This is a genomic window from Calothrix sp. 336/3 (assembly GCF_000734895.2).
In the GTDB taxonomy this organism is placed as follows: domain Bacteria; phylum Cyanobacteriota; class Cyanobacteriia; order Cyanobacteriales; family Nostocaceae; genus 336-3.
Window position 1 is genome coordinate 1,611,847 of the sequence record NZ_CP011382.1, and the last position, 14,890, is coordinate 1,626,736.

Below are 14,890 nucleotides of genomic sequence, written 5' to 3' on the forward strand. Positions count from 1 at the left end.
ATCCTTTGTTGTTACGTCAGAGACTAAATGTAGTACATAATATCTAATTGCCGCCGAGAATTGCGTTTTTCACGGAGGTCTGCGAGTGTATATTTTTGCAACACTCCATTCGCCGCTTGTCGCGCTTCTAACCAGACTTCTTCCACTACAGCACTATCTACAGTTTTCGGTTTGCTGTCATCCTCAGAGGTTTTAACCTTATCTAATCCTTCCACACAACCTAAAACCTCGAAAATCGTAATTTTCCATGGCTCCCGTGACAGTAAATAGCCACCTTTTGAACCACGTTGACTTTTGACTAAACCACCACGTCTCATGGTTGCCAGTAATTGCTCTAAGTAGCGGTCTGGTATATTTTGCTGGGCTGCAATCTGGCGGATTTGTAGTGGTTCTCCGCTTTCATAATGAATTGCCAACTCTAAGAGGGCAAGAATTGCATATTCTGATTTACACGATAGTTCCACAAGCAGCTAAGTAAAGGTAAAAGGTAAAAGCAAAAGGTCAAAGACACAAAAAATTATTTCTGATTTTTTTCCTTTCACCCTTCTAGTATACTCCGGTTCTCCACTGGGGTTTGTTATTTTCCCATAAGTAAAACAAAAAATCCCGCCTCTAGGACGGGACTTTCATTCAAAAGTTTAATTTACAAACTAGTTGAACTTTAGAAGGTGAAGGTTGTTCTCAGGGTACCAATTACCGCATCATCGTTGCTGCTGTTTTGACCAGGAGAGGTTAACCAAATTACACCAGGGGTAACGGAAATATTGTCGTTAACTCTGTACTTGTAGAAACCTTCGATGTGGTAAGGAACATCACCATCTCTTACAACTGCGCTGCGGTTTAAAGAGTAGGGTTCAGCACCTGCGAAGATACCGAGAACGTTACCTTTTTTACCTAGGTCAGGGAAGGCTACACCTAAACCATAGCTCCAAGCTTCAAAGTCGTTACCACTACCTCTTTGGGTAACATCGTGGTAAGAAACGAAACCACTGATAGAAATCTTGTCGCTAGGACGGAAAGCGGCAGATAAACCATAGGAGTTACTGTTAGCAGCTGCGTCGATGGCGTTTGCTTGGCTAGTACCAACTATCGACAGGGTGCGATTACCTCCATCAAACAGTTGGCTACCAGTACCATGGTAACCACCAACGTAGGTTGCAGCTAAAGCCAGTTTATCGCCGAGGTTGAAGTTTAATTGACCTAAAGCAGCGTAGTTACCCTCAAACAAACCTTGACCCGCAGTTGGGCTATTAGCTTCTGAAGCTAAGTAACCAACGGTGAAGGAACTGGGTTTGATGACTCCACCTTTACCAAAATTGAAGGTTAAGGCTGCACCGGCACCACCACCGATATTGAAGATGGGGTTTCTAGAAGCGAAGGTAGACAGAGCGCCGTTACCACCATCAAAATCTTCAAAGTAGGGGTTAACGGTTGATGCGTAGTCGCTGTGAATACCACCAGTTGCTGCGATGTACAAGTTAGCAGGACCGACGGGAACGTAGTAAGCTAACCAGTCTACAAAGACATCATTGTTAGTTTCACCACCGACATTAAAGGTTTGTAAACCTTCGGCGCTACCTGGAGTTCCAACATTGAAGCGGTTAGCGTTACCGGAAGCTAAACGGGTGTGCAGTACATCCTTACCAGTGAAGCTGGTTTGTAGGTCTAAGCGCACACGATTTTGGAAGACGGTGTTGTTATCGGTGCCAGCGTTGTCGCCAAAGACATCACTAACTGCGAAAATTGCTTCCCCAACTAATTTGGTGGTGGTGGAGAATTGGTTAGCTTCCAATTCAGCTGTACGTGCTTCTAAAGCGTCTACACGACCACGGAGGGTTGCCAATTCAGCAGCGAACTCTTCTTGTAAGCGTTGCAATGTTGCCAGGTCTTCTTTTTTAACCAGGTCAGCAGTTGCTGTGGCGATTAATTCGTTAACTCGATCCAAACAAGCGTTTAAACCTGCGGCGAATTCGTAACGAGTCATTGCTCGTTGACCGCGATAGGTGCCGTTAGGATAACCAGCGATACAACCGTAACGTTCTACCAAGGACTGTAGGGCTTGGAATGCCCAGTCTGTGGGTTGTACGTCGGAGAACTGAGAAACCGATGTCACTTGGGACAGGTTGTTGTTCTTGCCTTCGTTGCTGTAGCGGTTAACTTGATCTAAAACGTTAACTTCTGGTTGAGCTTGTGCCAGGACTTCTGGCTGTTGGGGAACTTCAACGGAAGAAGTTTGAATTACTTGATTAGAAGCATCTGCTTCTTTAGCGACGATATCCGAGGTTGGGCTAGCAGGAGCTGCGATCGCGCTTGCTGAAACCAGCAAAGTTGCTCCTAAAACTGCTGGACTTGCCACCAGGGATTTCCATAAAAGGTTAGACATCGTTCCTATTCTCCTCACACCTTGCGTAAATTACTTTGTTTGCTGCAACGACTCTCAAAAAAGAGACTTGATTTTGAATCTTGCTGAACAGAGGTAAATTTTGCTCTTAATCAATTCTAGTTTTTGTCAAGCTAAGAAACAGTCTATTTTTAAGAAAAAACTATGTGATTAACTTATCCAAAAACTACATTTTGATATTCTACCATTATAAAAGATTGAACTCATCTGGCAACTTTTGGGATAGAAGTATTTACTGGGGGGTATTTTGACCCTAGACCATACTCTTACCATTAGTCATCAAGCTGATAGCTGGCTTTTCCGGAAAACTCCCTGGGACTATTTGCCCTAGGCGATCGCCATCCAGATTAACTAATTTCAGAGATGACTATTGCTAAATCAAAGTCTTTCTGTGTCAAACCACCGGCATCATGGGTTGTCAACGTAATATTGACCTTGTTGTAGGAAATTTCAATATCTGGATGATGTCCAGCAGTCTCCGCAGGGACAACTAGCTTGTTGACAAACTCCATCGCTTGGATGAAATCGCTAAACTTGCGAGTTAACCTCAACTGAGAACCTTCAACCTGCCAGCCAGAAAGCTCCTGAGCTTTTGCCTGAATTTCCACTTCTGTCAATCGTTGTGCCATAGCCATATAACCCTGTCAGTGAAATAGACACAATCCAAAATAACCAAAATTTCCTAATCTCCAGGAATCTAGTTTTTGATTCTAGTTCCTTGATTCGGTAATTGCTTCTCTCCCTATCTTGCCTGAGTTCCTCCTCCCATTAGCATCATGCTTCTATCTCAGACGTAAAGATAGGGGTATTGAGTTCCGAACTCTGAACTTCTTAGCAAAATCAGAAATTTCTTCTTGTGATGGTAAAGCAGCGAAAACTATGAGCATCCCCTTCACCTGTGACTTTCTCCTGATTTTTGCAAGCAGTTGAAAATGTCAGATTATAGTCAAGACAACCCCCAAAAAACTATCCGCTCTTACTTTAGACTGGGGGTCTAGGTAAGAGCGGTCTAGCGGGTCTTCAGATTGCAATCAGACTGCCGGAAGGGACTCAAGACTAGTCTAGAACTGCTAGGTATCTAAATCTCTTAACAAGACTAGAACTAGATTTCTAGAGAACAGCCCCGGCACACAGCCGATATTCTGCAACCTGATGACCCATGGTTATACTACTTTCTATCATGGGCATCACCTCCTTGTTGCCTAAGCGGGCTTAGTCTCAAAAGGCAAAAGCTCATTAAAGCTTTTGGGTTATTACCTGTATACAAACATAGCACAAGATTTTGGGAATGTGGAAACCAGGTTTATTTAAAAAAACAGAAAACCGCCCAGAGGCGGCTGTGACTAAGTTAGTGTCAGAAGTCAAAGGTATATTTCTCGCTTCTTGTTTCCTGAATTTTTCCTTACAATGCGTTACCGCGAGGTAGAACTTCTTCAGGGAATACAAATTTCTCGTGAGGCTGATCTTGAGGAGCCATCCAAGCGCGGATACCCTCGTTCAGCAAAATGTTTTTGGTATAGAAAGTTTCAAACTCAGGGTCTTCTGCTGCCCGTAATTCTTGGGAAACGAAGTCATAAGCTCGCAGGTTTAATGCCAAACCAACGATACCAATGGCTGCCATCCACAATCCGGTCACAGGGACAAATAGCATGAAGAAGTGTAACCAACGCTTGTTGGAGAAAGCAATCCCGAATATCTGAGACCAGAAACGGTTTGCAGTCACCATGGAGTAGGTTTCTTCTGCTTGGGTGGGGTTGAAAGCTCGGAAGGTGTTGGATGCTTCACCGTCTTCAAACAGGGTGTTTTCGACTGTTGCACCGTGAATCGCACATAATAGCGCTCCACCTAGTACACCAGCTACTCCCATCATGTGGAAGGGGTTGAGGGTGAAGTTGTGGAATCCTTGTACGAACAGGATGAAACGGAAAATTCCCGCTACTCCTAAGCTGGGTGCAAAGAACCAGCTTGATTGTCCCAAGGGGTACATCAAAAATACGCTGACGAAAACCGCAATGGGTGCAGAGAAGGCGATGGCGTTGTAGGGACGGATACCGACTAAACGGGAAATTTCAAACTGACGCAGCATGAACCCGATAAGTGCGAAAGCTCCGTGGAGAGCTACGAAGGGCCAAAGTCCTCCTAATTGGAACCAGCGAGTAAAGTCTCCTTGAGCCTCTGGTCCCCAGAGTAACAATAGGGAATGTCCTAAACTGTCTGCTGGTGTGGATACTGCTACTGTCAGGAAGTTACATCCTTCCAGGTAGCTGGATGCTAGTCCATGGGTGTACCACGAACTCACGAAGGTGGTGCCAGTCATCCAGCCCCCGATTGCTAGGAAAGCACAGGGGAATAACAGGATACCTGACCAGCCGACGAAGACGAAGCGATCGCGCTTGAGCCAGTCGTCTAGTACGTCAAACCACCCTCTACTGGGGGCGCGTCCTACTGCGATGGTCATGAGAGAGAATCTCCGAAATTTATAAGTACAAGTATTTTACCTGTCTATGTAGGTAGCTAGGATGTAGCCCCCTATAGGCAGATAGTGAAGTGGATTGTCAATCTAGTTCACAATTTTTTACTTCTTCTAATCATATTAAGTGTAAATTACTTATTTTTCTAGGTGATTTTTCATCTAAATAGAGTCCGAGAGTCCACTTTCTAGTCTGGGTAAGGAATACAACTCTTAATTAAATTTAATATTTCTATTCATTTATTCTTAAAAATACCCATAGAGCCGGGAGAGTCATTACCCTTTCCCCTTTTGCAATTCCCTATTACCCACCTTGCGGACGCTAAAATGAGACCGAAAGCTAAATATCTAGATTAGAAGATAAATGTTCACCATCGACTTGACGGTCAAAAACACGGCATTTCCCGTATCAGTACAACGAAAAACAGTAGAAGATGCAGAAGCTGTTTATCAGTTAATTTTGGCAGCGATGCGCTCAGGGAATCCTGAGATTGTTGAACTCAAATGTGAAGGGAAGACTGAGAAAAAAGTTGCAGTGCGCGCCAGTGAAATTTCTGGGGTACAAGTAACTCAGAAAGAGGGTACAACAATCGGTGGGAAGCAACCTGGTTTCTTTGCCCTAGCACAAGAATAAAATACTGGCGGTAGCGATAGATGGCAGAAGTGGGCATTGAGGTAAAAAATTTAGACTTCAGTTGGCAATCGGGGGATCAGGTAATCAAAACCTGCTCTCTAGAAGTACCCCAAGGGGAATTTTGGATGCTTTTGGGGACAAACGGTAGTGGCAAATCTACCTTGCTGAGGTTGCTGGCAGGATTATTAACACCCTCTTCGGGGGAAATTCGGGTTTTGCAACCTGTAGGTTTTGTGTTTCAAAATCCCGATCACCAACTGGTAATGCCCACTGTTGGCGCTGACGTGGCTTTTGGGTTGGTGGAAGAAAAATTACCACCAAAACAGGTGAGAGCTAGGGTAGAAGAAGCCCTATCAGCAGTCAACTTGCTATCTTTGCTCCGTCGCCCAATTTATGCGTTGAGTGGTGGGCAAAAACAACGTGTGGCGATCGCTGGTGCTTTAGCTAGACGTTGTGAAGTTTTGCTGTTAGATGAACCCACAGCCCTGCTAGATCCAGACAGCCAACTAGAATTAGTTGAAGGAGTTCGCCGTCTCGTCAAAAGTCGTGGAATCACAGCTTTGTGGGTGACTCATCGCCTAGACGAACTCAATTATTGTGATGGCGCTTTCTTGTTAGAAAAAGGTTTACTGGTAGACAAGGGAGAAGCCCAACGTTTAAAACAACGTCTGATGGAATTGCATCAAGAACAAAGCTAACAAGAAAGGGTGTGGAGGGGTTTCCCATTTCCCTTTGCCTATTTTCCAGCTAGGGCTTGTTTGTGAAGCTCTAGCATTTTTTGTTTTTGTAACACAGTGTTACAGAGATTGCTTGGACTACTATAAGAGTTATGAATGATTTTGTTAACTCTAGAAAATTTGTGATCAGAAACCATGTCTCCCTCCCTACCCCAAGCCGTTCTTTTGGTAGACGGCTACAATATAATTGGCGCTTGGTCTTGCCTAAAAAAAACTCGTGACAGTGCGGGATTAGAGGCAGCACGGTGTGACTTAATCGAAGCGATGACGAGCTATAGTGCTTTTCATGGCTACAACACCCAGATTGTATTTGACGCTCATTATCAGAATACTTGCAGCAATAGCGAAGTTATCACAGAGCTTTTATCAGTTTATTACACAGATTTCGGACAAACAGCAGATACTTACATTGAGAAAGCCTGTGCATCTCTGCGTCATCAAATAGCTGCGTCTCTGGTTTCTCGTGTGATTGTCGCTACATCTGACAGGGCACAGCAGCTGATGGTGCATGGGTATGGTGCGGAATGGATATCAGCACAGCAGTTTTGCCACGCAGTCAAGGCAACAGTTTGCCACACCTACCAAAAGTCTCAACAGAAGAAACATTCTAAGAGCAGATTTTTAGCTAACTCAATAGATGCAAAGGCAAGACAGCGTTTAGCTGAATTGCGTATGGGATTGGGATAACCAAAGTTTATCCCTGCTCATTTCCATTTATTTTTCACCAATTTCCACAGTCATAGAACGAACGTGGAATGATTCAGCCGTGGCAAGGTTTTGGGGCTGCTTGCTGGGGTGAGAATTCCTATGGTTTTTGCCAAAAATCCCCCATCTCAAAAAAATCTCAAAAAATTTTTCGCAAAGTACTTGCGCTTTTCTGAAACTTACCCTATCATTAGTGATCGTGTTCCTCAGTAGCTCAGTGGTAGAGCGGTCGGCTGTTAACCGATTGGTCGCAGGTTCGAATCCTGCCTGGGGAGTTAAATAATTTTATGATTTGGGAAAGATTAGATTTGCAAACGCCACTGAGGGATTTTTGGTTACTCGACCCACAGGTGACTTTTTTAAATCATGGCTCTTTTGGTGCTTGCCCTCAAGCGGTGTTGGCAGCACAGGATAGGTGGCGATCGCAACTAGAAAGGGAACCGTTACGATTTTTTGGTCGGGAATGGGAACCCCTGATAGATAATGCCAGAAGCCAGTTAGGGGAATTCGCGGGAGCGGATGTTGAGGATGTGGTGTTTGTCCCCAATGCCACCACGGGGGTGAACTGCGTCTTACGCTCCCTAACCTTTCAGCCAGAGGATGAACTATTAACAACGAATCACGAATATAATGCTTGCCGAAATGCCCTAAATTTCGTCGCTAACCGCAGTGGAGCCAGGATAGTGATTGCTGATATCCCTTTCCCCCTAGAATCGCCTCAGGAGGCTTTAGAAGCGGTTTTAGAGAAGGTGACAGCAAAAACCCGCTTGTTGCTGATTGATCATGTGACTAGTCAGACAGGGTTAATTATGCCTGTGGAGCAATTAATCGCACAGCTGCAAGGACGGGGAATTGAGGTATTAGTAGATGGTGCCCATGCTCCGGGAATGATTCCCCTTAACTTAGGAAAGATTGGTGCTGATTACTACACTGGTAATTGTCACAAGTGGTTGTGTGCGCCTAAAGGGGCAGCTTTTTTGTATGTACAACGACAGCAACAAGCCAAAATTCGCCCTTTAACTATTAGCCATGGGGCAAATTCTCCCCGTACCGATAAATCCCGTTTTCAGCTAGAGTTTGACTGGATGGGAACGGATGATCCCACCGCTTATATGTGCATTCCCGTGGCGATCGCGTTCCTGGGATCATTATTACCCAATGGTTGGCAAGAGTTAAGAACACACAACCACCAATTGGCTTTACAAGCAAGAAAAATCCTCTGTGAGACATTAGATATCTCCCCACCCTCCCCAGAGGAGATGATTGGTTCTATGGCATCAATCCCCTTACCTAGAAGGTTTGAGCATTGGGATTACCTCTCTCTGCACGATGAGTTATTTGATAAATTTGGGATTCAGGTGCAGGTTGTTCCTTGGCAAACACCAGCAAAATTATTAATCAGAATTTCTGCCCAGATATACAATCAATTGCAGGAGTATGAGTACTTAGCTGAGACACTGCAAAAATTGTGAACCGATTCAAACCAGTTGCTCAACAGTATTATCTCTGGATTTTGAGCCTATATTCCTTAGATTCTTTAATCATTTAGTAAAGAAATTTGGAATTAATGAGTAGTAATTAATTCTATCTGGTAGTATTTGTCCATCGACTAATTGATTTGGTTTTAAGAGTAAATAAAATGCCATTAGCAAAACGTTGTATTGCCGAGTTCATAGGAACTTTCTGGCTAGTTTTTGGTGGCTGTGGAAGTGCTGTATTGGCGGCAGCATTCACCGCAGACGGAGCCAAAATTGCTGAAGCTACAAAATTTCCTTTAGGTATCGGTTTAGCAGGTGTTTCTCTTGCCTTTGGTTTAACAGTTTTAACCATGGCATATGCAATTGGTCATATTTCTGGTTGTCATCTTAACCCAGCAGTTTCTATCGGTCTTTGGGCTGGGAAACGATTCCCCGCTTCCGAACTATTAGTGTATATTGGTTCCCAAGTCTTTGGAGCAATTTTAGCTGCGGGAATCCTCTATATTATCGCCAGTGGTAAAGCTGGTTTTGATGTTGTAGCTAGTGGTTTTGCTGCCAATGGTTACGCAGAACATTCACCGGGTGGATATTCACTAGTTGCTTGTTTTGTAGCAGAAGTTGTTCTGACTTTTATCTTTTTGATGGTAATTTTAGGAGCAACTGATCGCCGCGCACCCGCAGGGTTTGCACCTATTGCCATTGGCTTGTGCTTAACATTAATTCACTTAATTAGTATCCCCGTAACTAACACCTCCGTCAACCCAGCACGTAGCTTGGGACCAGCATTATTTGTTGGGGGTTGGGCAATTCAACAACTATGGTTATTCTGGGTTGCACCAATTTTAGGAGCTTGGTTAGCAGGTGTAACATACTCCCAAGTGTTTGAAGTACCTAGACCTGAAAGACAGTATTCTGAAGTTGCATAGTATCAGGACAATAATCAATAACAGTCTTTTTTTAGACTTATACCGATTAAAAAAATGTTTACGACAGATACCCCACCCGCCCTATCGGGCACCCTCCCCGAAATCGGGGAGGGTACTCTGCGAGAAGCAGCTCCGCGTCTATGGGGAGGGGTTTTTTCTATGTGTCGTATTGTTTTTTTCAAATTGGTATTAAATATCAGGAGTGGTGGATATCATCACTTCTGATTATTTTATAATTGTTAATAATTCGTCTGATTCCGAGGGAGCTATTTATGCTGTTAAGACAAAACCTTAGTAACTAAATATTGGTGGATTTGGGAACTTGGTGCGTCTGAAATTTCACCCACAATAAAAAAGGAACTGCCAATAACTGGCTAACTACAGAAAAAATGATTAATAGGGTGATTGACCAATCATATAAAATACCCATGAGAGTACTACCTAAAAACCAAGCTAAACCGTAACCTGCACTGAAAATACCATAGGCAGAAGCGCGTTGATTTTTGGGAACAATGCCAGCGATCGCCGCTTTGAGAATTGATTCTTGGGCACCCATACCCACACCCCAGAGAATCATACCCAAAATTGCCAGATTTGTCTGGTGGGAAAAAGTCAACGGAGCAAAACCACAGGAAATTAATACTGCAACTATCAGAATAAAAATCCCTTTTCTATCAAACAGATAACCAAAAATCAACGCTGCCACTGCATCCACACCCATTGCCAACGCATATATAACGGGAATTGTCAAGCCAGAAGCCAGAGCTTGTTTTTGTAAGTGATAGGCAACCAAGGGAAAATCTGCATAACCAGCAGCTACCACGGCGACAGCACCCAGATAAATCCAAAACACAGGGGGTAAACCCTCCTCTTGTGAGGCAATTTCCTCCTCCTCGAAGTCTTGGGGGTTGGGGTATATCAGAGGCAAAATCAATAGCATGATTAAACCGAGGATAGCTGGTACAATCAGCACCAGAAAACCATTGTGATATCCTCCCTGCCAATATAGTACTGCTGCCACTGCTAAAGGACCAGCAACTGCACCAGTCTGATCCATTGCTTCGTGTAACCCAAAACCCAAACCTCTACCCACTTGACTTGCACCATGGGAAAGTAATGCATCACGGGGTGGGGTACGAATTGCTTTACCAGTACGTTCCGCAATCATTAAACCCGCAGCAATTTCCCATCTGTCGGCAAGAGCAAGTAGGGGAACAACGGCAGTATTCAAAAAATAGCCCAGGGTGGTGATAGTCCAATACTGACGGCTTCTGTCACTTAAATAACCAACTCCTAAGCGTAAACCGTAGCCGACTAATTCGCCAAAACCAGCGATTAAACCAACGAGAGTACCGCTTGCACCCAGGGTTTCCAGGTAAGCTCCGGTGATACTTCGCGCTCCTTCATAGGTAGCATCGGCGCAAAGGCTGACAAATCCGAGTAAAATAATAAACCTGAAGGCAGTAGATTTTTGTCCCATTCTGTGAATGATTTTTGATAGTTTGCTTTCCTATTCAAGCATTTGTTTGTTGTGGAAAAATGCAGAATCACAACAGAGTGAAAGGGAAAATATGGGAGAATGGGAAAGTTCTGTAGCAGTCATCGATGAACAGAATGTTTCAAGTTAAGCTATTGAATTGAGGAGTGTATTTGATTGAACTGGGAAGTTCACAAGAGCGCGAAGACAGAGGAAAACATGAAAGACGCAAATATTGCTCTGTGATTTTGAGAAATAATGAAACGAAAGTTTTCACTGATTTGTCACGGTGAAACATCTTTATAAATAATACCACCTCAACTTACCAAGTAAATTGGTAACATTATGCCTAGAAAAGAACAAGGATGGATTACTTTTCAAGCCTCAGAAGAAGAAAGACAACTTCTAGAGGAATTATCTCAGCTCTCGCAACGGACAAAGACGGAAATTTTGCGAGAACTTGTACGCGGCTTGAGTGACAATGCTGATGGAGGACGGAGCATGGAGCGATCGCCCCAAACAACCCAGAGTAAGCGACGTCATAAAAATCACGATACTCCCCCTACCACCCCTACAGAAACCCCGAAAAAATTCCTCAAAGTTAGCTCCAGAAATATACTCAAGGGAGTCGTAACTAAAGTCATCCGTGGAGAAGTGAATAGTCAGGTGACATTAAAGGTTGTTCATGAGGTGGAGTTGACTTCGATTATCACCACAACTTCTGCGGAAGAATTGGGAATTGAAGAAGGAACAGATGCTTACGCAGTCATCAAATCCAATGATATTGTGATTGCCAAGGATTAACCTGTGGATATTGCATCAAGTCAGGGGTAAATTATCTGGATCAATCCCTTGGGAGCGTAAATAAGTGATTAACCGTTCTTTCTGCTGACGTTCCTGCTCTGCACGTTGACTTTCTTGCTCTGCACGTTGACGTTCCTGCTCCGCACGCTGACGTTCTTGCTCTACAAGCTCCACACTCCAAGGTAACAAATTACCCCCTTCATCCCACCATCGTAACCAATAACCTGTTCGACCTTCTTTGGTTCCTTGCCAGGTTCCCAAAAATAGCCCCAGGTTGTCAATCCAATTACGACCATTTTCGTCGGGTTGTTGCAACTCATAACGACCATTTTCTAATTGATGGAATTCAACTAAACCACCATCGGAATTAAAAATTACATAAATCGGAACCTGCAAAACTTGCTCATAAAAAAACCATTTTCCTGGTGGGAAAGCTCTACGAGAAGAATATTCTGCACCATCGGTATCTGAGAGAAATTCCATCACCACCGCAGGTACATCCCCTTCCAAATTGGGTGTATAACTTTTACGGTCGGCTAAAACTTCTAAAACCGAGGGAATATAAAGCCAATCTGGTGCTTTGACAACAAATTTACCATTGAGGGTAGCGCAAAGACCAAAATTTGAGGCAATTAACATTTGGGGTTGAATGAAACCACTGATTTCAAGGCTTTCACTCAAAGCTCCAGCCAAAAGTGGCTGACCTATATTATCCACTGGATCGTTCTCTAATTGGAAATCATCGGGCAACGCTTCCCAAGTTATCACCAGTTCTGTTGATGCTTTAGCTTCACCGACCTGGACGACCATAGACACTGCCTTTTTTAACCTGTTTTTATTGTATCCCTTGGATGATATTTTAAAAATGTTTGCATCCTACCTAGTCAGGATGATAAAGCCAAATCACAGTGAGAAAATAGCAGGAATTCATCAAACATTCAGGAAATTCTCAGTGAGAAAGCTTAATCTGGAAAATATCCCCTAAAACCCTATTAAAATAATTCGTAATGCTCCCTGCGGGAGAGCTAACGCTAACGTAATTACTTTTTGTGACGGGGACTTAAACCCTCAAAGTTGGTTAAATGCAGGTTCAGTTAATAATTTTTATGAGCTGATTTTTTTGATTGCTTTGATTTTCCTAACCATTAATTTCTAGATGGTACAACCGCAGGATTTTTCTCTGCAATTAATCTAAATCCCCAATCTCCATTCCAAATCCAAAATTGCCTGACTCATGTGTCGTTTACTTGCATATCTTGGTTCACCGATTCTTCTGCAACCACTTTTGTATCAACCAGAACACTCTCTTGTTGTTCAAAGTTACCAACCTCAGGAAATGCTTTCTGGAGTTGTGAATGCGGATGGATTTGGTGTTGGTTGGTACCATACCACTAAAGATACAGAACCCTTTATTTACAGAAGTACCCTACCAATTTGGAATGATGATAACTTACCACATCTGAGCCGTTATATCGAATCTCAGTGCTTAGTTGGCTATGTACGTAGTGCTACCCCAGGACAAGCATTAGATTTAAGTAATAGTCAACCATTTCAATATCAGCGTTTGCTGTTTATTCATAATGGCAGGATTGATAAATTTCGCCAAACCTTGTATCGACCAATTAGAGAGCAATTAAGTGATGAAATCTACCAGTTTGTTCGTGGTAGCACTGACTCGGAGCATATCTTTGCTTTGTTACTAGCCCTTTGGCAAAAACAACCAGAGATGACTCTAGAGAAAGCTTTGCACACAACTCTGCTCACCTTGACAGAGATGGCAGCAGCATATCAAACCTATGCCTATGTCAATGTTGTCATCAGTGATGGACATCGTTTAGTTGCGGCAAGGTATGGAACCAAATCCCCTGCACCCTCCCTTTATTGGCTACAAAATGGTGGTAATTTCCCGGAATCGATAATTATTGCTTCCGAACCTTTATTTCCAGGGGATTGGCAATCCTTCCCAGAAAACAGCATTATCAGTGTGGGAGAAGACAGTGATTTTAGAATTGAGCAAGTCTAGGTTAAAACAGAGGATTTTTCGAGATTTTCAAGATTGTCGAGAGTCCGCGATCGCGCTCTTTGCGGGTATGGATGCAGAGACTTTTTGCCAACAGATACATCCTGATTTTAGTCCTGTGGGCTGGCATTTGGGACACATCGCCTATACGGAGTCTTTGTGGATACTGGAACGTAGTGCGGGTTTACCCTGTCCTTTTCCCGAATATCGCCAATTATACGCTGCGGATGGTTTACCAAAATCCCAGCGAGTCAAATTACCTTCCCTTGAAGAAACACTACATTATCTCCATACTATCCGTAGCAAAGTTCTTACCTATTTAGAGGTGACTGAGATAGAATCCCAGGAGCGTTTGTGGCGTTTTTTACTTCAACACGAGAGTCAACACTGTGAAACTGCTAGTTTTGTCTTAGCTTTAATCAAGGCTCAACAGTCAAAAGTTCACCATCCGCAGTCAACAGTTGACAGTCAAGAATTCACCGAAATGGTGAAAATTCCGGCAGGTGAATTTGAGATGGGGAGTAATTCTCCAGATGCTTTAGACAATGAGCGACCCCAGCACAAAGTATATCTAGACACTTACTATATTGATAAATATCCGGTGACTCGCGGTCAATATCGCCAATTTATCCAAGGAGGAGGCTACGCAGATTCGCGGTTATGGTCAGACTTTGGATGGTATTGGTTAAAACACGAGCAGGTAAATCAGCCTTTGTACTGGGATGATGATGCAACTATGGATGCTCATCCGGTATGTGGTGTTAGCTGGTATGAAGCTGAAGCTTACGCCAATTTTGTGGGTAAAAGGCTACCAACGGAAGCAGAATGGGAAAAAGCCTCTAGTTGGGATAGGAACCAGGGTATAAGTAGAATTTATCCTTGGGGAGATGACACACCAAGTCACAGATATTGCAACCATCACAATCATCTGGGGGGAACGACTCCCGTGAATTACTATCCTGAGGGGCAAAGTAGCTATGGTATTTATGATACCCTCGGTAACGTTTGGGAGTGGACAGGAAGCTGGTTTGATGGCTACGAAGGTTTTGAATTTTATCCCTACATTGGTTATTCCCAAGTATATTTTGACAAGCAACACCGAGTATTAAAGGGGGGAAGTTGGGTGACTCGTCCCTGGACAATGCGATGTAGCTTTCGTAACTGGTATCATCCTACGACTAGACAGCTTTTTGCTGGTTTTCGCTGTGTCATGAGTTGATTTCTAATAGTCAACATAG

General features: G+C 43.5%; 14 protein-coding genes and 1 tRNA gene. 9 read left to right on the plus strand and 6 right to left on the minus strand.

Going from position 1 to position 14,890, the window contains the following annotated elements:
* Positions 1-23: 23 nt before the first annotated feature.
* The 4 genes from IJ00_RS06415 to psbD form a co-directional block, all read right to left on the minus strand.
* Positions 24-464 (minus strand): Rrf2 family transcriptional regulator, encoded by a 441-nt coding sequence (locus tag IJ00_RS06415; RefSeq protein ID WP_035151120.1) that lies wholly within the window; start codon positions 462-464, stop codon positions 24-26.
* 197 nt (positions 465-661) lie between these two features.
* Positions 662-2,383, minus strand: a complete 1,722-nt coding sequence (locus tag IJ00_RS06420; RefSeq protein WP_035151124.1) for an iron uptake porin — start codon at positions 2,381-2,383, stop codon at positions 662-664.
* A gap of 365 nt (positions 2,384-2,748) precedes the next feature.
* Positions 2,749-3,030 (minus strand): 4a-hydroxytetrahydrobiopterin dehydratase, encoded by a 282-nt coding sequence (locus tag IJ00_RS06425; protein WP_035158548.1) that lies wholly within the window; start codon positions 3,028-3,030, stop codon positions 2,749-2,751.
* A 773-nt stretch (positions 3,031-3,803) separates the two neighbouring features.
* Positions 3,804-4,859 carry a photosystem II D2 protein (photosystem q(a) protein) gene (gene psbD, locus IJ00_RS06430; RefSeq protein ID WP_035151131.1) on the minus strand — a complete coding sequence of 352 codons (1,056 nt, stop codon included), beginning with the start codon at positions 4,857-4,859 and terminating at the stop codon, positions 3,804-3,806.
* 376 nt (positions 4,860-5,235) lie between these two features.
* On the opposite strand from psbD, the gene IJ00_RS06435 reads away from it, so the two are divergent.
* The 6 genes from IJ00_RS06435 (at position 5,236) to aqpZ (ending at position 9,351) form a co-directional block, all read left to right on the plus strand.
* On the plus strand, positions 5,236-5,505 hold the full coding sequence (locus IJ00_RS06435; protein ID WP_035151134.1) for a hypothetical protein: 270 nt from the start codon (positions 5,236-5,238) through the stop codon (positions 5,503-5,505).
* A gap of 20 nt (positions 5,506-5,525) precedes the next feature.
* Complete coding sequence (locus tag IJ00_RS06440) at positions 5,526-6,203, plus strand: ABC transporter ATP-binding protein (RefSeq protein WP_035151137.1); 678 nt, start codon at positions 5,526-5,528, stop codon at positions 6,201-6,203.
* A 174-nt stretch (positions 6,204-6,377) separates the two neighbouring features.
* Positions 6,378-6,929, plus strand: coding sequence for an NYN domain-containing protein (locus IJ00_RS06445; RefSeq protein WP_035151139.1), 552 nt, complete (start codon positions 6,378-6,380; stop codon positions 6,927-6,929).
* Positions 6,930-7,150: 221 nt separating this feature from the next.
* Positions 7,151-7,222 (plus strand) — tRNA-Asn (locus tag IJ00_RS06455).
* Positions 7,223-7,234: 12 nt separating this feature from the next.
* Complete coding sequence (locus tag IJ00_RS06460; RefSeq protein ID WP_035151143.1) at positions 7,235-8,419, plus strand: aminotransferase class V-fold PLP-dependent enzyme; 1,185 nt, start codon at positions 7,235-7,237, stop codon at positions 8,417-8,419.
* 167 nt (positions 8,420-8,586) lie between these two features.
* Positions 8,587-9,351 carry an aquaporin Z gene (gene aqpZ / locus IJ00_RS06465; protein WP_035151145.1) on the plus strand — a complete coding sequence of 255 codons (765 nt, stop codon included), beginning with the start codon at positions 8,587-8,589 and terminating at the stop codon, positions 9,349-9,351.
* A 298-nt stretch (positions 9,352-9,649) separates the two neighbouring features.
* On the opposite strand, the gene IJ00_RS06470 is transcribed toward aqpZ, so the two are convergent.
* Complete coding sequence (locus IJ00_RS06470; RefSeq protein ID WP_035151147.1) at positions 9,650-10,831, minus strand: MFS transporter; 1,182 nt, start codon at positions 10,829-10,831, stop codon at positions 9,650-9,652.
* A 342-nt stretch (positions 10,832-11,173) separates the two neighbouring features.
* Here IJ00_RS06470 and IJ00_RS06475 point away from each other — a divergent pair, with 342 nt between their 5' ends.
* Positions 11,174-11,632: a molybdopterin-binding protein gene (locus IJ00_RS06475; RefSeq protein ID WP_035151150.1), complete on the plus strand. Its 459-nt coding sequence runs from the start codon at positions 11,174-11,176 to the stop codon at positions 11,630-11,632.
* Between the two features lie 15 nt (positions 11,633-11,647).
* Here the strand turns inward: IJ00_RS06475 and IJ00_RS06480 are convergent, their stop codons facing one another.
* Positions 11,648-12,442 (minus strand): Uma2 family endonuclease, encoded by a 795-nt coding sequence (locus IJ00_RS06480; RefSeq protein WP_035151153.1) that lies wholly within the window; start codon positions 12,440-12,442, stop codon positions 11,648-11,650.
* Positions 12,443-12,866: 424 nt separating this feature from the next.
* On the opposite strand from IJ00_RS06480, the gene egtC reads away from it, so the two are divergent.
* Positions 12,867-13,655, plus strand: coding sequence for an ergothioneine biosynthesis protein EgtC (egtC, locus tag IJ00_RS06485; protein ID WP_035151155.1), 789 nt, complete (start codon positions 12,867-12,869; stop codon positions 13,653-13,655).
* Positions 13,630-14,871, plus strand: a complete 1,242-nt coding sequence (locus IJ00_RS06490) for an SUMF1/EgtB/PvdO family nonheme iron enzyme (RefSeq protein ID WP_035151156.1) — start codon at positions 13,630-13,632, stop codon at positions 14,869-14,871. Before egtC ends, IJ00_RS06490 begins: the two co-directional genes overlap by 26 nt.
* Positions 14,872-14,890: the final 19 nt, after the last annotated feature.